Consider the following 18289-nt stretch of genomic DNA (forward strand, 5'->3'; position numbering starts at 1 on the left):
TGCTGTATATCGCACAATGGCACCAGATTTCACTGCATAGATTCTCACGATGAGCAAATCATTACAAAAACCCACCATTTTGAAAGTTGAAACTGTCGCGAAATCCCGGCTGTTTAACGTCGAAAGTGTGGATCTCGAATTCAGCAACGGCGTGCGCCGCGTCTATGAGCGTATGCGTCCGTCCACTCGTGAAGCGGTAATGATTGTGCCGATCGTAGACGATCACCTGATTCTGATCCGTGAATATGCCGTGGGCACGGAGTCTTATGAGCTGGGGTTCTCCAAAGGGTTGATCGACCCTGGCGAAACCGTTTTTGAAGCGGCGAACCGCGAACTGAAAGAAGAAGTTGGGTTTGGCGCGAACGATCTGACGTTCCTCAAAAAGCTCAGCATGGCGCCGTCCTATTTTTCCAGCAAAATGAACATTGTGATAGCGGAAGACCTCTATCCTGAATCACTGGAAGGCGACGAGCCGGAACCGCTGCCGCAGGTGCGCTGGCCGCTGACGCATTTAATGGATCTGCTGGAAGAACCGGATTTCAGTGAAGCGCGAAACGTCAGCGCGCTGTTCCTGGTCCGTGAGTGGCTGAAGGGGCAGGGGCGGTTGTAATTTATATTGCCGGATGGCGGCTGACGTTTTACCTGGCCTACAACAAAACGTAGGCCGGATAAGACGTCTCAGGCGTCGCCATCCGGCAAAAGATCAAAACAGTTCGTGTGTCTCACCGTTATCGATAATGGTGGTGCCCACCTCATGCACCGCCTGCTGCGTTGGCTGAGTGCCTTCGATAAAGTATTCCGCGCGGCTGTTACCGCCGTTTGCCAGTTGCCCGGTGCTTCTGTCGATATTGATCGTCACAATGCCCGGAGGCGGCGTCAGCGGCTCTTCAGGAACCCCTTCCAGCACGGCTTTCATGTAAGCATCCCATGCGGGTTGCGCACTTTTCGCGCCGCCTTCATAACCAGAAATCTGGTCTTTGATCGCCCCGGACGCGGTAGTGCGCCCCAGATCGCGACGGTGATCGTCAAAGCCGATCCACACGGAAGTCACCACGCCCGGGCCGTAACCGGAGAACCAGGCATCTTTCGAGCTGTTGGTGGTTCCGGTTTTTCCGCCGATATCATGACGTTGCAGGTCGCGACCCGCGCGCCAGCCGGTGCCCATCCATCCGGGTTCGCCGAAGATGTTGCTGTTCAGCGCGCTCTTAATCAGGAAGGCCAGCGGCGTGTTAATCACATGCGGAGCATATTCCTGCATTCCGCTTTGCGCCACTAACGCCTGGTTAGCCTGCTCCAGTTTTGGCATTGGCACGGTGGCGTTTTGCTGCTCCTGAGAGATGGCGACATCTTCAACGTTATTGTTTTCCAGCACGTTGGATTTCTGGGTATCACCGTAAATGACCGGGATATCGCAATCCGGGCAGGCGATTTTCGGCTTCGCTTCGAAGATCACGCCGCCCTGGTCGGTCTCTATCTTGCTGATGAAATACGGGTCTACCAGGAAGCCGCCGTTAGACATTACCGCATAACCGCGCGCCACCTGCATCGGGGTGAAGGACGCGGAGCCCAGCGCCAGCGATTCGGTATGCACGATGTTCTGCGCCGGGAAACCGAAGCGTTGCAGATACTCTGCGGCGTAATCCACGCCCATCGCGCGCATCGCCCGCACCATCACCACGTTTTTCGACTGACCCAGACCCTGACGTAAGCGGATTGGCCCGGCATACTGCGGCGGGGAGTTTTTCGGCCGCCAGTCGGAACCGGCGCCAGCATCCCAGCGGGAAATCGGCACGTCGTTCAGCATACTCGCCAGCGTCAGACCTTTATCCATCGCGGCGGTATAGAGGAACGGTTTGATGTTCGACCCGACCTGACGCAGCGCCTGCGTGGCGCGGTTGAATTTACTCTGGTTAAAGTCAAAACCGCCGACCAGCGCCAGAACCGCGCCGTTTTGCGGGTTGATGGAAACCAGCGCCGAGTTCACATCCGGGACTTGCGCCAGCCACCAGGCATCACCCATCTGGCGAACCCAGATTTGTTGGCCTGTCTGTACGGCGTCGGTCACTTTACGCGGCGTCGGGCCCTGTTGGGTATCCGAACGGTAAGGGCGCGCCCAGCGAACGCCTTCCATCCGCAGCGACACGGAGGTGCCATCAGCGAGCATCGCGGTGGCTTCCTGCGGATTCGCGCCGGTAATGACGGCGGGCAGCAACGGCCCGTAGGTTGGCAGGGCTTTCAGCGTGTCGGTGATTTTTTTGTTGTCCCAGGCGGTTTCGCCTACTTTCCACAGCACGTTCGACGGGCCGCGATAGCCGTGGCGCATGTCGTAGTCCAGCACGTTGTTACGCACGGCTTGCTGCGCCGCCTGCTGTACTTTGCGGGTGATTGTGGTGTAAATGCGATACCCGTCTTCATAGGCGCTTTCGCCATAACGGCTGTACATTTCCTGGCGCACCATTTCCGACAGATACGGCGCTGAGAACGCGATTTCCGGCGCATGGTAATTGGCGTCAATCGCTTCGCCGCGCGCCTGATCGTACTGCGCCTGGGTGATGTAGCCTTCGCTCAACATACGAGACAGCACCACGTTACGACGCGCCGTCGCCCGATCCATCGAGTAGAGCGGGTTAAATGTGGAAGGGGCTTTCGGCAGACCGGCAATCACCGCCATTTCGCTCAGGGTGAGCTGATCGACCGTCTTACCGAAATAGACCTGCGCCGCCGCGCCGACGCCGTAGGCACGGTAGCCGAGGTAGATCTTGTTCAGGTAAAGTTCGAGGATCTCATCTTTGCTCAGCATCTGCTCAATGCGGATTGCCAGGAACGCTTCCTTAATTTTACGCATCAGCGTGCGTTCCGGGCTCAGGAAGAAGTTTCTCGCCAGCTGCTGGGTGATGGTACTTGCCCCCTGTGAGGCATGGCCTGAGAACAGCGCGACGCTGGCCGCACGGAAGATCCCTACCGGATCGACGCCATGATGCTCGTAAAAGCGGCTGTCTTCCGTAGCGATAAAGGCTTTAACCATTTCCGGCGGCATCTGGTCAAGCGTGACCGGGATACGACGTTTTTCGCCATACTGTGCGATCAGCTCGCCATCCGCGCTGTAAACCTGCATCGGAATCTGCAAACGCACGTCTTTTAAGGTCGCGACGTCAGGTAGTTGCGGCTCGATATAGCGGTAGAGGCCATAAATCGAGCCTGCTCCCAGCAGGATGCAACATACTGCAAGGATCAATAAATACTTTACGAACTTCACTGGAGATTTCCCATTTAGTGTCATTTGGGCAGTTTATAAACAAACGCGCGGTAGTATAAAGGCAAGCCAGACGCATTGATATACCCGTAAGAGCGACCATTGATAAGGAGATCATAAGCAATGGCTTTCAGGTTCTGGCAAATTGGCCTTCATATTCAGCAGCATGAGGCGCTGGCTGTCGCCGTGGTTCGCGGCGCGTCAGGCTGGTCTTTACAACGCTGGTGGCGGGTGCCGCTGGCGGAATGTACCTTCGTTGACGGGCATCTTCGCGAGCCTGAACAGCTCGTCAATGCGCTGCTTCCGTGGCGTCGTTCGCTTCCTCACCGGCATCATATTTATCTCTCTTTCCCTGCCAGCCGGACGCTGCAAAAGCATTTTCCGCGCCCGGAAATGGCGCTGCGCGAACGTGAACAAACGGCGTGGCTGACCGGCGCGATGGCGCGTGAGCTGGATATGCCCCCCGACGCCCTGTGCTTTGACTATCGCGAAGATACCCTGACTCCGGCATTTAACGTGACCGCCGCCCAAAGCAAGGAGGTAGCGACCTTATTAACGCTGGCGCAAAAACTGAAAATGCAGGTGACGGCGATTACGCCGGATGCCTGCGCATTACAGCGCCTTATTCCTTATCTGCTGGCGCACCAGCAGTGTCTGGCCTGGCGTGACGAAGAACAGTGGCTGTGGGCGACGCGCTATGCGTGGGGACGAAAACCGCTACAAGAGGCGGCCTGCGCCGACAGTCTTGCCGCGACGTTGTCCATTGCGCCGGAAAGTCTGACGGTGTGCGGCGCGGGCGGCTTCGAACCCTGGTGCGCGGTTGCCATTCGCCAGCCTCCCGTTCCGCCGGAAGGCCATACCTTTGCCATCGCGCTGGGATTAGCAATGGGGGCGCCGCGCTGATGAGTCATCCGGTCAACTTTTTGCCCTGGCGTCAGTCCCGGCGGCGCGAATGTCTGCGATTCTGGAGCGTCATGTTCAGCGGTTCACTGCTGCTGACCATTGCGCTGGCGTGCATCCATGAGGTTACGCTCACGGCGCAAAAGCGGGCGGATGCGCAGTGGCCGATCGCAGAAAAAGAGCGCGCCGCCGCGCTGCTGGCGATCCAACCCCGCTTACAGCAGCGGCAGACCGCGTGGCAGCAAGCGTTGCAGCGGCAAACGGAATATGAGCAGACGCGGCGCTGGCAGAGCGTGCTGGAAGGGATGGCGGCGCTGTTGCCCGAGCAGGCGTGGCTAACCCGGTTATCCTGGCAGCAGGGAACGCTGGAACTTGAGGGATACGCGACGACATTTCTCGCGTTAAACACGCTGGAAACCGCGCTGCGTCGTCATCCTGATTTCCCGTTAGCCGGGAGTGGGGCAACGCAGCAGGATGCGCAGGGACGCTGGCAATTTCATTACCCGTTAAAAAGGAGCCTCGCAGATGGTCGCGCTTTTTGATCTCTGGTGCGGGTTATTGCCGCGAACCCGCCTCTTCTGCTGGTTAGGCTGGAGCCTGGGGCTGGGATTACTGGCGTGTTTATGTGCGTTTTCTTCGGGTGCGCAGCAACAGGAGCGGCAACGAACGGCGCTGGCGCAACAGCGGGCGGCTATCGACCGGCAGTGGCGAAGCCTGCGCCAGATCGCCGCATCAATGGATATGTCTCGTTTAGCGTCGGCCAGCAAGCGCGTGCCTTTTTCCCCTCTGGATTTTCAGCGCTCTCCGGTACGCCTTCTTCACTGGCAGCCTTCCGCGCAGGGCGGCGAGCTGGCGCTGTCATCCACCTGGGAGGCGGTTCCGCAACTGTTCAGTCGGCTGGCGGAGCGCGGCATGCGCATCAACCGCTTTTCGCTTGTTCCGCAGGAGACGGAACTGCTGTTGACGCTACAGCTGGAGCGGCTGACTGATGACTAAGCGCTGGCTGTTGGTCTGTAGCTGCCTGCTGATGCTGACCGGAATGCGCGACCCCTTCAAACCGCCGGAGGACCGATGCCGGATCGCTGAACTGCCGATGTGGCGTTACCAGGGCGTGGTGAGTCAGGGAGAGCGCCTGACTGGCATTCTCAAAGACAGCCAGCAGAAGTGGCGGCGCGTCGAACAATATCAGGTGCTGGAGAACGGCTGGACGATTTCCCGACTGACGGCAGACAGCATAACGCTTGAGACCGGTAAAGGCTGTGAACCGTCACAGTGGCGGTGGCAACGACAAGGAGAAGTGAATGAAGCGATGGATAGCCGCAGCGTTGATCGCCGTGATGCCCGCCGTACAGGCGGGGAAAGCGCAAAACGTGACGCTGGTGGTGGATGATGTTCCTGTTGTTCAGGTATTGCAGGCGCTTGCCGCGCAGGAGAAGAAGAATCTGGTGGTCTCGCCTGACGTCAGCGGTTCGCTGTCGCTGAGTCTGACGGATGTGCCGTGGAAGCAGGCGGTGCAGACGGTCATAAAAAGCGCCGGGCTGGTGCTGCGCCAGGAGGGGAATATTCTGCATGTTCACTCGGTTCACTGGCAAAACGAAAACGCCGCGCGGCAGGAGGCCGAGCAGGCAAGGCTTCGGGCTAACTTACCGCTGGAGGATCGCAGTATTTCTCTGCAATACGCCGATGCCTCCGAACTGGCAAAAGCGGGAGAAAAACTGCTGAGCGCCAAAGGCAGTATGACGGTAGATAAGCGCACCAACCGGTTATTGCTTCGGGATAACAACGCCGCGCTGGCGGCGCTGGAAACGTGGGCGGCGCAAATGGATCTCCCCGTTGAGCAGGTTGAACTGGCGGCGCATATCGTCACCATAAATGAAAAAAGCCTGCGTGAGCTGGGGGTAAAGTGGACGCTGGCGGACGCGCAACAGGCCGGGTCGCCAGGGCAGGTGACGTCGCTTGCCAGCGATCTGTCCGTCGCGGCCGCCACGTCTCGCGTCGGGTTTAACATCGGGCGCATCAACGGTCGTTTGTTGGATCTTGAGCTTTCCGCCCTGGAGCAGAAGCAGCAACTTGATATTATCGCCAGCCCACGACTGCTGGCTTCGCACCTGCAACCTGCCAGTATTAAGCAGGGGAGCGAAATCCCGTATCAGGTCTCCAGCGGCGAGAGCGGGGCGACGTCCGTGGAGTTTAAAGAAGCGGTGCTGGGGATGGAGGTGACGCCCACCGTTTTGCCGAAGGGGCGCATTCGCCTGAAACTTCACATCAGCCAGAACGTTCCCGGTCAGGTGCTACAGCAGGCGGATGGCGAAGTGCTGGCGATCGATAAGCAGGAGATCGACACGCAGGTCGAGGTTAAAAGCGGCGAAACGCTGGCGCTGGGCGGCATCTTCTCGCGCAAGAACAAATCCGCTAAAGATAGCGTCCCGCTGTTAGGCGATATCCCCTGGCTTGGTTCCCTTTTCAGCCATGATGGAAAAGAAAACGAGCGGCGCGAACTGGTGGTGTTCATTACCCCCAGACTGGTTGCGGCAGAATAATTTATGCCTGAAATCGCGCTGTTTTTGCACTGAACACGTTTCAGGGATTTGACGTGGGGGTGTATTTAGCATACAAGGAGTACCGATTTGAGAGTTGGTTCTTCTCGTCGCTATCCGGCGACGCTGCCTCCGGGGTTGTCTACAATATGTCTTGGTAATTTATTCAGTTGCCAAACCCGTTGGAGTATTGAGATAATTTTCAGTCTGACTCTCGCAATATCTTATGAGGTTTCAGTTCATGTCCTGCTGCGCAAGGTGTCTGCGACGCGGGTTTATCATTAACGAATTGTCTTAGTAGTACCGAAAAAATGGCAGAGAAACGCAATATCTTTCTGGTTGGGCCTATGGGTGCCGGAAAAAGCACTATTGGGCGCCAGTTAGCTCAACAACTCAATATGGAATTTTACGATTCTGATCAAGAGATTGAGAAACGAACCGGAGCTGATGTGGGCTGGGTCTTCGATGTAGAAGGTGAAGACGGCTTCCGTGATCGCGAAGAAAAAGTCATCAACGAGTTGACGGAAAAACAGGGTATTGTGCTGGCAACCGGCGGTGGCTCTGTAAAATCACGTGAAACGCGTAACCGTCTCTCCGCGCGTGGCGTCGTGGTGTATCTTGAAACGACAATCGAAAAACAACTTGCGCGTACGCAGCGCGACAAGAAACGCCCGCTGTTGCAGGTAGAAGCTCCGCCTCGTGAAGTTCTGGAAGCGTTGGCCAACGAACGCAATCCTCTGTATGAAGAGATTGCCGACGTGACCATTCGTACCGACGATCAGAGCGCTAAGGTCGTGGCAAACCAGATTATTCATATGCTGGAAAGCAACTGATTCTGGCTTAATACATACTCGGTAAGCGGGTACAAGTAACTAAGGTGGATGTCGCGTCATGGAGAGGATTACAGTTACTCTCGGGGAACGTAGTTACCCTATCACCATCGCGGCTGGTTTGTTTAACGAACCAGCTTCATTCTTACCGCTGAAATCGGGCGATCAGGTTATGTTGGTGACCAACGAAACCTTGGCTCCCCTTTACCTTGATAAGATCCGTAGCGTACTTGAACAGGCGGGGGTTAACGTAGATAGCGTTATCCTGCCCGATGGCGAAAAGTATAAAAGCCTGACGGTACTTGATACGGTTTTCACCGCGTTACTGCAAAAACCGCACGGTCGCGATACCACGCTGGTTGCCCTCGGCGGCGGCGTGATTGGCGACCTTACCGGTTTCGCCGCCGCCAGCTATCAGCGTGGCGTGCGCTTTATCCAGGTCCCGACGACATTGCTGTCGCAGGTCGACTCCTCCGTAGGCGGGAAAACCGCTGTAAACCATCCCCTCGGCAAGAACATGATCGGCGCGTTCTACCAGCCTGCTTCTGTGGTGGTGGATCTCGACTGTCTGAAAACGCTTCCTGCGCGTGAGCTGGCATCGGGTCTGGCGGAAGTGATCAAATACGGCATCATTCTTGACGGTGAATTTTTCACCTGGCTTGAGGACAATCTGGACGCGTTATTACGTCTGGAAGGTCCGGCAATGGCGTACTGTATCCGCCGTTGTTGTGAGCTGAAAGCCGAAGTTGTCGCAGCAGACGAGCGCGAAACGGGCTTACGTGCTTTACTGAATCTGGGACATACCTTTGGTCATGCCATTGAAGCTGAAATGGGTTATGGCAATTGGTTACACGGTGAAGCCGTCGCCGCTGGTATGGTGATGGCGGCGCGCACGTCAGAGCGTCTCGGTCAGTTTAGCGCTGCGGATACGCAACGCATTATTACGCTGCTCCAGCGCGCAGGTCTGCCTGTTCACGGGCCGCGTGAGATGTCTGCTCAGGCGTATTTGCCACACATGCTGCGCGATAAGAAAGTCCTGGCGGGCGAGATGCGCTTAGTGCTCCCGCTGGCGATAGGGAAAAGTGAAGTACGCGGCGGAGTGCCGCACGAAATCGTTCTCAGCGCTATTGCTGACTGTCAGCAGGCGTAACAACAAGAAAGGTCGGACTGATACTGCACGGTATTGGTCATTTAAATTCAGGTTAACTGCAACGTCGTAAGCATTAACCTTTGAGTGGGGTGTTAAATGGATGAATTCAAACCAGAAGACGAGCTGAAACCCGATCCCAGCGATCGTCGTACTGGTCGTACTCGTCAATCTTCTGAACGCGATAATGATCCACAGATCAATTTCGATGACGTCGACCTGGATACGGACGATCGTCGTCCAGGGCGTGCGCGAAAGGCGCGTGAGGAAGAGCAGTACAGCGAAGACGATTATGAATCCGATGATGCAGTGGATGAAGAGCGCGTAGAGCGTCGTCCCCGCAAACGTAAGAAAGCCGCCAGCAAACCCGCTTCCCGTCAGTACATCATGATGGGTGTCGGCGTTCTGGTGTTGCTGCTGTTGATCATCGGTATTGGCTCCGCGCTGAAAGCCCCTTCACCCTCCTCTTCCAGCGATCAAATGGCGTCTGCCGAGAAGAACATCGATCTTTCCGGCAATAACGCGACCGATCAGGCGAGCGCCACGCAGCCTGCGCCAGACGCTGAACAGACCGCCGGAAACACGCAGCAGGATGTTTCTCTGCCGCCGATCGCCTCAACGCCAACGCAGGGTCAGGCGCCTGCCGCGACTGAAGGCCAGCAGCGTGTGGAAGTTCAGGGCGATCTGAACAATGCGCTGACTCAGCCGCAGGGCCAGGAACAGGTTAACAATGTGGTGGCGAACTCCACGCTGCCGACGGAACCTGCCACCGTTGCGCCAATCCGCAACGGCAATGCGCCGCGTCAGACGGCGACGACGCAATCGGGCGAGCGTCAGACCACTACGCGCCCGGAACGTAAGCAGGTTGTGATTGAGCCGAAGAAACCGCAGACCACCGCGAAAGCGACGCCAGCGGAACCGAAGCCGACCACGCAGCCGAAACGTAGCGAACCTGCCGCGCCGGTCGCGACGACGAAAGCGCCAGCAACCTCCGCGCCAGCGGCAACGACCGCGCCGAAAGCCACCGCCAGCACTGCGCCTGCACAAACCGCAGCGCCAGCGCAAACCACAGCGGCAGCCGGCAGTGCGGCTGGTACGAAAAGCACAGGTAACGTGGGTTCGCTGAAGTCTGCGCCTTCCAGCCATTACACCCTGCAACTCAGCAGTTCTTCTAACTACGACAACCTGAACGGTTGGGCGAAGAAAGAAAACCTGAAAAACTATGTGGTGTATCAGACGACGCGTAACGGTCAGCCGTGGTATGTTCTGGTAACGGGTGTGTATGCGTCTAAAGATGATGCCAAACGTGCGGTGTCTACGTTGCCAGCCGATGTGCAGGCGAAAAACCCGTGGGCAAAACCGTTGCATCAGGTGCAGGCCGATCTGAAGTAATAGTCATGTTAAAGCGCAGGATGCTGTCGGAGCTTTCTCCACAGCCGGAGAAGGTGTAATTAGTTAGTCAGCATGAAAAAGAATCGCGCTTTTCTGAAGTGGGCAGGGGGGAAATACCCCCTGCTTGATGACATCAAACGGCATTTACCGAAAGGTGAATGTCTGGTTGAACCCTTTGTGGGGGCCGGGTCGGTGTTTCTTAACACCGACTTTTCTCGTTATATTCTTGCCGATATTAATAGTGACCTTATCAGCCTCTATAACATCGTGAAGTCGCGTACTGAAGAGTATGTGCGGGCTTCCCGCGAGCTGTTTACGCCTGAGACGAATCAGGCCGAGGTTTACTATCAACTCCGTGAAGAGTTCAATACGAGCCGGGAGCCGTTCCGTCGCGCGGTCCTGTTCTTATACCTGAACCGCTATGGTTACAATGGCCTGTGCCGCTATAACTTGCGTGGGGAGTTTAACGTGCCGTTTGGCCGTTACAAAAAGCCCTACTTCCCGGAGACGGAGTTGTACCATTTTGCCAAAAAAGCGCAGAATGCAGAGTTTCATTGCCTTTCGTATGAAGAGTGTATGGATCGTGCTGATAGCAATTCTGTGGTCTATTGCGATCCGCCTTACGCACCGCTTTCTGCGACGGCGAATTTCACCGCTTATCATACCAATAGCTTCAGCCCAAAAGAGCAGGCGCGCCTGGCGGAGATGGCAGAAAAGCTGGTCAGCAAGCGGATCCCGGTGTTAATTTCGAACCATGACACGCCCGATACCCGCGAGTGGTACAAAGCGGCGAAACATTTTCAGGTCAAAGTGCGTCGCAGTATAAGCAGCAATGGCGGCACACGTAAAAAGGTGGACGAACTGCTGGCTCTGTACCAACCAGGAGTCGTAACGCCTGCGAAAAAATAATTCTCAAGGAGAAGCGGATGAAACAGTATTTGATTGCCCCCTCAATTCTGTCGGCTGATTTTGCCCGCCTGGGTGAGGACACCGCGAAAGTGCTGGCTGCTGGTGCGGATGTCGTGCATTTTGACGTCATGGACAACCACTATGTGCCGAACCTGACCATCGGCCCGATGGTGCTGAAATCCCTGCGCAAATACGGTATTACCGCCCCCATCGACGTGCATTTGATGGTGAAGCCGGTTGACCGCATCGTGCCGGATTTCGCCGCAGCGGGCGCCAGCATCATTACGTTTCATCCCGAAGCCTCCGAGCATGTCGATCGTACCTTGCAGCTGATTAAAGAAAACGGCTGTAAAGCGGGTCTGGTGTTTAACCCGGCTACGCCGCTGAGTTATCTGGATTACGTGATGGATAAGCTGGATGTGATCCTGCTGATGTCCGTCAACCCGGGTTTTGGCGGCCAGTCTTTTATTCCGCACACGCTGGAAAAGCTGCGTGAAGTGCGCCGTCGTATTGATGAGTCAGGTTATGACATTCGCCTGGAAGTGGACGGCGGCGTCAAGGTGAACAACATCGGCGAAATCGCCGCGGCGGGCGCAGACATGTTTGTGGCAGGCTCCGCGATTTTCGACCAACCAGACTACAAAAAAGTCATTGATGAAATGCGCAGTGAACTGGCAAAGGTAAGTCATGGATAAATTGCAGGATATTCGGGGTGTCGCCTTTGACCTCGACGGCACGCTGGTTGACAGCGCGCCGGGATTAGCCGCTGCGGTAGATATGGCGTTATACGCGCTGGAACTGCCTACCGCTGGCGAAGATCGCGTAATTACCTGGATTGGTAACGGCGCGGATGTATTGATGGAGCGTGCGCTCGCCTGGGCTCGACAGGAACGCGCTACGTTACGTAAAACAATGGGCAAACCGCCTGTTGATGATGAGATCCCCGCCGAGGAGCAGGTGCGTATTTTGCGTAAGCTGTTCGACCGCTACTATGGCGATGTGGCGGAAGAAGGGACGTTCCTGTTCCCGCACGTAGCCGATACGCTGGGCGCGCTGCATGCCAAAGGGCTGCCGCTTGGACTGGTGACCAATAAGCCGACGCCGTTTGTGGCGCCGCTGCTTGAAGCGCTGGATATCGCCAAATACTTTAGCGTGGTTATTGGCGGCGACGATGTGCAGAACAAAAAGCCGCATCCCGATCCGCTGCTGCTGGTGGCAAAGCGGATGGGCGTCGCGCCTGAACAGATGCTCTTCGTGGGCGATTCGCGTAACGACATTCAGGCTGCAAAAGCGGCTGGCTGCCCGTCGGTCGGCCTCACGTACGGCTACAACTATGGCGAATCAATCGCTCTTAGCCAGCCGGATGTGATTTACGACACTATTAATGACCTTCTGCCCGCTCTCGGGCTTCCGCATAGCGAAAATCAGGAATCGAAAAATGACTAAGCCCATCGTTTTTAGTGGCGCACAGCCCTCAGGTGAATTGACCATTGGCAACTATATGGGTGCGCTGCGTCAGTGGGTGAACATGCAGGATGACTATCATTGCATTTACTGCATCGTTGACCAGCATGCGATCACCGTGCGTCAGGATGCACAGCAGCTGCGTAAGGCGACGCTGGATACGCTGGCGCTCTACCTGGCGTGTGGTATCGATCCTGAGAAAAGCACCATCTTTGTTCAGTCCCATGTGCCGGAGCACGCGCAGCTGGGCTGGGCGCTGAACTGCTACACCTATTTCGGCGAACTGAGCCGGATGACCCAGTTCAAAGACAAATCCGCGCGCTATGCCGAGAACATCAACGCCGGTCTGTTTGATTACCCGGTTCTGATGGCGGCAGACATTTTGCTGTATCAAACGAATCAGGTGCCGGTGGGTGAAGATCAGAAACAGCATCTGGAATTGAGCCGCGACATCGCGCAGCGTTTTAACGCGCTGTATGGCGATATCTTTAACGTTCCTGAGCCGTTTATTCCAAAATCCGGCGCGCGCGTGATGTCACTGCTGGAACCGACCAAAAAGATGTCCAAGTCGGACGATAACCGTAACAACGTCATCGGCCTGCTGGAAGACCCGAAATCGGTGGTGAAAAAAATCAAACGTGCGGTGACGGATTCCGACGAGCCGCCGGTAGTGCGCTACGACATCCAGAATAAAGCGGGGGTGTCTAACCTGCTGGATATCCTCTCCGCCGTAACCGGCCAGAGCATCCCTGAGCTGGAGCAGCATTTCGAAGGCAAGATGTATGGTCATCTGAAAGGTGAAGTGGCTGAAGCCGTTTCCGGTATGCTGACCGAGTTGCAGGAGCGTTATCATCGCTTCCGCAGCGACGAAGCCTTCTTGCAGAAAGTGATGAAAGAAGGGGCGGAAAAAGCCAGCGCCCGTGCTTCCGAAACGCTGAAAGCGGTCTACGAAGCGATCGGCTTTGTCGCCAAGCCGTAATGCGCACCGCGCCGTAGGCCGGATAAGGCGTTTACGCCGCCACCCGGCGTAAACACGGCGAGGCCTACAGTGATGCGACACCACACATTAAAAAACCGGGGATTTCCCGGTTTTTTTGTCTCTCTGCGTACCCGTGACGAAAAACTGTGAGGCGTCTCGCCGTTTACGCACATCGTCATTGCACGATATCTTCATTTTAATGAATATATAAATATTCACTTTACTGAAAATTTATGATGCGTCGAACATTTATCAAAAAAGAGGGGGTCGTGCTGACGACCCTGGCCCGCTACCTGCTTGGTGAGAAATGCGGTAACCGTTTGAAAACGATAGATGAACTGGCTAACGAATGCCACTCATCGGTGGGGTTAACGCAGGCCGCATTAAAAACGCTGGAGTCCTCCGGGGCGATCCGTATTGAGCGTCGTGGGCGCAACGGCAGCTTCCTGGTGGAGATGGATAACAAAACGTTGCTGTCGCATGTGGACATCAGCAACGTTGTTTGCGCGATGCCGCTGCCGTACACCCGTCTGTATGAAGGGCTGGCGAGCGGGCTGAAAGCGCAGTTTGAAGGGATTCCATTTTATTACGCGCACATGCGTGGGGCGGATATCCGGGTTGAATGCCTGCTGAATGGCGTCTACGACATGGCCGTGGTGTCGCGTCTGGCCGCAGAGAGCTACCTGGCGCAAAACGGATTGCGCATCGCGCTGGAACTGGGGCCACACACCTATGTCGGCGAGCACCAGTTGATCTGCCGTAAAGGCGAATCCGACCGGGTGAAGCGAGTGGGGCTGGATAACCGTTCGGCAGATCAGAAAATCATGACTGAAGCCTGTTTCGGCAAAAGTGATGTGGAGCTGATAGACCTCTCTTATCACGAAAGTCTTCAGCGCATTGTGAAAGGCGATGTGGATGCGGTGATCTGGAATGTGGTGGCGGAAGCGGAGCTGGCATTGCTGGGGTTAGAAGCGACGCCGCTCACCCGCGATCCCCGATTCTTGCAGGCTACCGAAGCCGTGGTGCTGACCCGGTCGGATGATTACCCGATGCAGCAACTGCTGCGCGCCGTGGTGGACAAACAGGCGCTGCTCGCCCATCAGCAACGTGTGGTCAGCGGTGAACAGGAACCCAGTTACTAAGTTAATCAAAGGCATTGTAAATGGAAAACAGACTCAGCCTGCTGTGTGACGCAGGGGTTATCGACGAAGATATTTGCCGTGGCATGTTGCAGGTCGTCAGACGACTGGACGAGGAGTGGAAGCTGCCGGTGCATACCGAGCAGGGTACGATGGCGATAACCCACATGGCCAGCGCGTTAATGCGCAGTTGTCGGGGAGAGGTGATTGACGCGCTGGATCGCGAGCTGCTGGCGGAACTGACGCAATCTCCCCACTGGCCCGCGATTTTGTTGGCGCACCAGGCGCTGCTGGCGGAGTTTACGGTTTCGCTTCATGCCAATGAGGAAGGTTATTTGTTGGCAAATCTATATGGGCTGTGGATGGCGGCGCACGAAGCGTCGTGAGGAACACCGTACATCAACGTACCACACCTTAAATATTCAAAAAAATGAATATTTAATTCAGGGATTAGAAACCGAGGCACAAAGATGTTTATACACGCATTGAAACGCCAGAATCCGGCGCTGATTACCGCCGCGATCCGACTCTGGCAGCAGGGAAGGATCGTCCCGGACAGCTGGGTGATTGATGTTGATCAGGTGCTGGAAAACGGGAAGCGCCTGGTTGATACGGCTCATCAATACGGCATCACGCTGTATCTGATGACAAAACAGCTTGGGCGCAATCCCTGGCTGGCGGAAAAGCTGCTGGCGCTGGGATATGCCGGAATTGTCACGGTGGATTACAAAGAAGCCAGGGTCATGCGCCGCGCCGGATTGCCGGTGGCGCATCAGGGGCATTTAGTGCAGATCCCCTCCCGACAGATTGACGAAGCGGTGGAGCAAGGGACGGACATTATTACGCTCTTTTCGCTGGAGAAGGCGCGTGAAGTGTCGGCGGCGGCGGTGAAGGCCGGGCGCGTACAGGCGGTAATGCTGAAGATTTACGGCGAGCAGGATTTTCTTTATCCGGGGCAGGAGAGCGGCTTCCCGCTGGCGCGCCTTGATGACGCTGTGAATGACATTCGCCGTCTGCCGGGGCTCCATGTCACGGGGTTAACGCATTTCCCCTGCCTGCTGTGGGATGACGCATCAGGCGAGACCAGGCCGACGCCCAATCTGCATTCCCTGGTCAAGGCGAGGCAGCAACTGGAAGAACAGGAGATTGCCATTGAGCAGCTTAATGCGCCCTCTGCAACCAGCTGCGCGTCTTTGCCGCTGTTGGCGCGGTATGGCGTCACCCATGCCGAACCGGGCCATGCGCTGACCGGCACCATTCCGTCGAATCAGCAAGGCGATCAGCCTGAACGTATTGCGATGCTCTGGCTGAGTGAAATTTCGCACCATTTTCGTGGCAACAGCTACTGCTATGGCGGCGGCTATTACCGCCGGGGACATGCGCGCAACGCGCTCGTTTTTACGCCGGAAAACGACGTTCCCGCGAAGACGACGCTGGAACCCGTCGATGACAGCAGTATCGACTACTACCTGCCGCTTGCAGGGACGTTTCCGGTGAGCAGCGCCGTGGTGCTCTGTTTTCGTACCCAAATTTTTGTGACGCGCAGTGATGTGGTGCTGGTGTCTGGCATTCAGCGCGGCGCGGCGGAAATCGTCGCCCGTTATGACAGTCTCGGAAACGTACTGGAGGCGTAATGGCTCGTTTTGTGGTGCTGGTGATTGATAGCTTCGGCGTCGGCGCAATGAAGGATGTGGCGGAGGTTCGTCCGCAGGATGTCGGGGCGAATACCTGCGGACATATTCTGCGTCAGCTCCCGCAGCTACATCTGCCGACGCTGGAGAAGCTGGGGCTGATTAACGCGCTGGGCTATGCGCCAGGCGTTATGGCTCCCTCGGCGTCGGCAGTGTGGGGGATCGCGGAATTGCAGCATGAAGGAGGGGATACCTTCATGGGGCATCAGGAGATTTTAGGCACGCGTCCGCAGGCGCCGCTGCGTATGCCGTTTAGCGAGGTGATTGATCGCGTTGAGCTGGCGCTGAAGGCGGCGGGCTGGCAGGTAGAGCGACGTGGCGGCGAACTGGCGTTCCTGTGGGTCAATGAGTCGGTGGCGATAGGCGATAACCTCGAAGCGGATTTAGGGCAGGTTTACAACATTACCGCCAACCTTTCCGCCATCGCCTTTGACGAGGTGCTGAAGATTGGCCGCATTGTGCGTGAACACGCGCAGGTGGGGCGCGTCATTGCATTCGGCGGCACGCTTCACGACAGCCAGCGGATTCTGGACGTCGCAGAAGCGAAAGAGGGGCGTTTTATTGGCATCAATGCGCCGCGATCCGGCGCATATGAGAGCGGTTTTCAGGTTGTTCATATGGGCTATGGCGTGGATGAGCGGGTTCAGGTGCCGCAAAAACTGCATGAGGTTGGCGTGCCGACCGTGCTGATCGGCAAAGTGGCGGATATCGTGGCGAATCCTCACGGACGTAGCTGGCAAAACCTGGTGGACAGCCAGCGCATCATGGATATCACGCGCGATGAATTCAGTGCCGCCCGGCACGCGTTTATCTGCACCAACATCCAGGAAACCGATCTGGCGGGACACGCCCAGGATGTCGCACGTTATGCGGAACGTTTGCAGGTGGTTGACCGTAATCTTGCGCGGCTGACAAGCGAGATGACACCCGATGATTGTCTGCTGGTGATGGCCGACCACGGCAACGATCCGACGATAGGTCACAGTCACCATACCCGTGAAAGAGTGCCGATTCTGGTCTACCGGCAGGGGCTGAAGCCTGTTCAGTTGGGCCTTCGCACCACGCTGTCGGATGTGGGCGCGACGGTCTGTGAGTTCTTTGGCGCGCCCGCGCCACAAAACGGCACCTCTTTCTTTTCGTCATTACAGCTCACAGGAGACGCCGTATGAATTTTGATACGTCAGGCTACACCTGGGCCCATGAGCATCTGCACATCGATCTCTCCGGGTTCAAAAATAACCTCGACTGCCGGTTAGATCAGTACGATCTCATTTGTCAGGAGATGAAAGATCTGCGGGCGTTGGGCGTGCGCAACATCATTGAAATGACTAACCGCTATATGGGGCGCAACCCGCAATTCATGCTCGATTTGATGCGGGATAGCGGGATAAACGTGGTGGCCTGCACGGGTTACTACCAGGACGCATTTTTCCCTGAGCATGTCGCGACCCGCAGCGTGGAACAGCTTGCGCAGGAGATGATCGATGAGATCGTCATCGGTATTGATAACACGACGCTGAAAGCCGGAATTATTGCGGAAATCGGCTCCAGTGAAGGGGTGATTACACCGCTGGAAGAGAAGGTGTTTATCGCCGCTGCGCGCGCCCACAATGAAACCGGACGCCCCATTTCCACCCATACCTCGTTCAGTACGATGGGGCTGGAGCAACTGGCCTTGTTGCAGGCGCAGGGCGTCGATCTCTCCCGCGTGGTGATTGGTCATTGCGATCTGAAAGATAACCTCGACGGCATTTTGCAGATGATCGATCTCGGCGCGTACGTGCAGTTCGACACCATCGGCAAAAACAACTACTACCCGGATGAAAAGCGCATCGACATGCTGAATGCGCTGCGCCAGCGTGGTTTGCTCAACCGCGTGATGCTTTCGATGGATATTACCCGCCGCTCCCATCTAAAAGCCAATGGCGGCAATGGCTACGACTACCTGTTAACCACCTTTATCCCACAGCTGCGCCAGTCAGGATTCAGTCAGGCCGATGTGGACACGATGTTGCGTGATAACCCCTCACAATTTTTCCAATAAGGAC

At 56.4% G+C, this 18289-nt stretch carries 19 protein-coding genes; 18 read left to right on the forward strand and 1 reads right to left on the reverse strand.

The window, feature by feature from the left end; genetic code table 11:
- The first annotated feature begins 49 nt into the window (after window positions 1–49).
- Window positions 50–610 carry an ADP compounds hydrolase NudE gene (gene nudE / locus OGW17_RS13275; RefSeq protein ID WP_012135506.1) on the forward strand — a complete coding sequence of 187 codons (561 nt, stop codon included), beginning with the start codon at window positions 50–52 and terminating at the stop codon, window positions 608–610.
- Between the two features lie 93 nt (window positions 611–703).
- Here nudE and mrcA read toward each other — a convergent pair whose 3' ends face one another.
- Window positions 704–3256 (reverse strand): peptidoglycan glycosyltransferase/peptidoglycan DD-transpeptidase MrcA, encoded by a 2553-nt coding sequence (gene mrcA, locus OGW17_RS13280; protein WP_047460696.1) that lies wholly within the window; start codon window positions 3254–3256, stop codon window positions 704–706.
- Window positions 3257–3376: 120 nt separating this feature from the next.
- Between mrcA and OGW17_RS13285 the strand changes: the two genes are divergently transcribed.
- The 17 genes from OGW17_RS13285 (at window position 3377) to OGW17_RS13365 (ending at window position 18285) form a co-directional block, all read left to right on the forward strand.
- A complete protein-coding gene (locus OGW17_RS13285; protein WP_071259365.1) occupies window positions 3377–4156 on the forward strand; it encodes a type IV pilus biogenesis protein PilM in 780 nt (259 codons plus the stop codon).
- The gene (locus OGW17_RS13290; RefSeq protein WP_071259367.1) at window positions 4156–4695 is read left to right on the forward strand and encodes a PilN domain-containing protein; all 540 of its coding nucleotides are present in this window, start codon (window positions 4156–4158) and stop codon (window positions 4693–4695) included. Before OGW17_RS13285 ends, OGW17_RS13290 begins: the two co-directional genes overlap by 1 nt.
- The gene (locus OGW17_RS13295) at window positions 4679–5149 is read left to right on the forward strand and encodes a HofO family protein (RefSeq protein WP_071259369.1); all 471 of its coding nucleotides are present in this window, start codon (window positions 4679–4681) and stop codon (window positions 5147–5149) included. The genes OGW17_RS13290 and OGW17_RS13295 overlap by 17 nt, the downstream gene beginning before the upstream one ends.
- Complete coding sequence (locus OGW17_RS13300) at window positions 5142–5543, forward strand: DUF2531 family protein (protein ID WP_012135501.1); 402 nt, start codon at window positions 5142–5144, stop codon at window positions 5541–5543. The genes OGW17_RS13295 and OGW17_RS13300 overlap by 8 nt, the downstream gene beginning before the upstream one ends.
- Window positions 5455–6693 (forward strand): DNA uptake porin HofQ, encoded by a 1239-nt coding sequence (gene hofQ, locus OGW17_RS13305; protein ID WP_047460714.1) that lies wholly within the window; start codon window positions 5455–5457, stop codon window positions 6691–6693. The genes OGW17_RS13300 and hofQ overlap by 89 nt, the downstream gene beginning before the upstream one ends.
- Before the next feature lie 308 nt (window positions 6694–7001).
- Window positions 7002–7523: a shikimate kinase AroK gene (aroK, locus tag OGW17_RS13310; RefSeq protein WP_012135498.1), complete on the forward strand. Its 522-nt coding sequence runs from the start codon at window positions 7002–7004 to the stop codon at window positions 7521–7523.
- Window positions 7524–7581: 58 nt separating this feature from the next.
- Window positions 7582–8670: a 3-dehydroquinate synthase gene (aroB, locus tag OGW17_RS13315; protein ID WP_047460717.1), complete on the forward strand. Its 1089-nt coding sequence runs from the start codon at window positions 7582–7584 to the stop codon at window positions 8668–8670.
- 96 nt (window positions 8671–8766) lie between these two features.
- Window positions 8767–10059: a cell division protein DamX gene (damX, locus tag OGW17_RS13320; protein WP_071259371.1), complete on the forward strand. Its 1293-nt coding sequence runs from the start codon at window positions 8767–8769 to the stop codon at window positions 10057–10059.
- 72 nt (window positions 10060–10131) lie between these two features.
- Entirely contained in the window at window positions 10132–10968 is an 837-nt protein-coding gene (dam, locus tag OGW17_RS13325) for an adenine-specific DNA-methyltransferase (protein ID WP_012135494.1), read from the forward strand.
- Between the two features lie 17 nt (window positions 10969–10985).
- A complete protein-coding gene (gene rpe, locus OGW17_RS13330) occupies window positions 10986–11663 on the forward strand; it encodes a ribulose-phosphate 3-epimerase (RefSeq protein WP_012135493.1) in 678 nt (225 codons plus the stop codon).
- The gene (gph, locus tag OGW17_RS13335) at window positions 11656–12414 is read left to right on the forward strand and encodes a phosphoglycolate phosphatase (protein ID WP_012135492.1); all 759 of its coding nucleotides are present in this window, start codon (window positions 11656–11658) and stop codon (window positions 12412–12414) included. Before rpe ends, gph begins: the two co-directional genes overlap by 8 nt.
- Window positions 12407–13411, forward strand: a complete 1005-nt coding sequence (gene trpS / locus OGW17_RS13340) for a tryptophan--tRNA ligase (protein ID WP_012135491.1) — start codon at window positions 12407–12409, stop codon at window positions 13409–13411. The genes gph and trpS overlap by 8 nt, the downstream gene beginning before the upstream one ends.
- A 236-nt stretch (window positions 13412–13647) precedes the next feature.
- The gene (yhfZ, locus tag OGW17_RS13345) at window positions 13648–14553 is read left to right on the forward strand and encodes a GntR family transcriptional regulator YhfZ (RefSeq protein WP_024131011.1); all 906 of its coding nucleotides are present in this window, start codon (window positions 13648–13650) and stop codon (window positions 14551–14553) included.
- Window positions 14554–14573: 20 nt separating this feature from the next.
- Entirely contained in the window at window positions 14574–14936 is a 363-nt protein-coding gene (locus OGW17_RS13350; protein ID WP_071259373.1) for a PRD domain-containing protein, read from the forward strand.
- 84 nt (window positions 14937–15020) lie between these two features.
- Complete coding sequence (locus OGW17_RS13355; RefSeq protein WP_071259375.1) at window positions 15021–16184, forward strand: YhfX family PLP-dependent enzyme; 1164 nt, start codon at window positions 15021–15023, stop codon at window positions 16182–16184.
- Complete coding sequence (locus OGW17_RS13360) at window positions 16184–17410, forward strand: phosphopentomutase (protein WP_071259378.1); 1227 nt, start codon at window positions 16184–16186, stop codon at window positions 17408–17410. The genes OGW17_RS13355 and OGW17_RS13360 overlap by 1 nt, the downstream gene beginning before the upstream one ends.
- Window positions 17407–18285: a phosphotriesterase-related protein gene (locus OGW17_RS13365; RefSeq protein WP_012135485.1), complete on the forward strand. Its 879-nt coding sequence runs from the start codon at window positions 17407–17409 to the stop codon at window positions 18283–18285. Before OGW17_RS13360 ends, OGW17_RS13365 begins: the two co-directional genes overlap by 4 nt.
- Window positions 18286–18289: the final 4 nt, after the last annotated feature.

Source organism: Citrobacter sp. CK181 (assembly GCF_030333595.1).
GTDB lineage: Bacteria > Pseudomonadota > Gammaproteobacteria > Enterobacterales > Enterobacteriaceae > Citrobacter_B > Citrobacter_B koseri.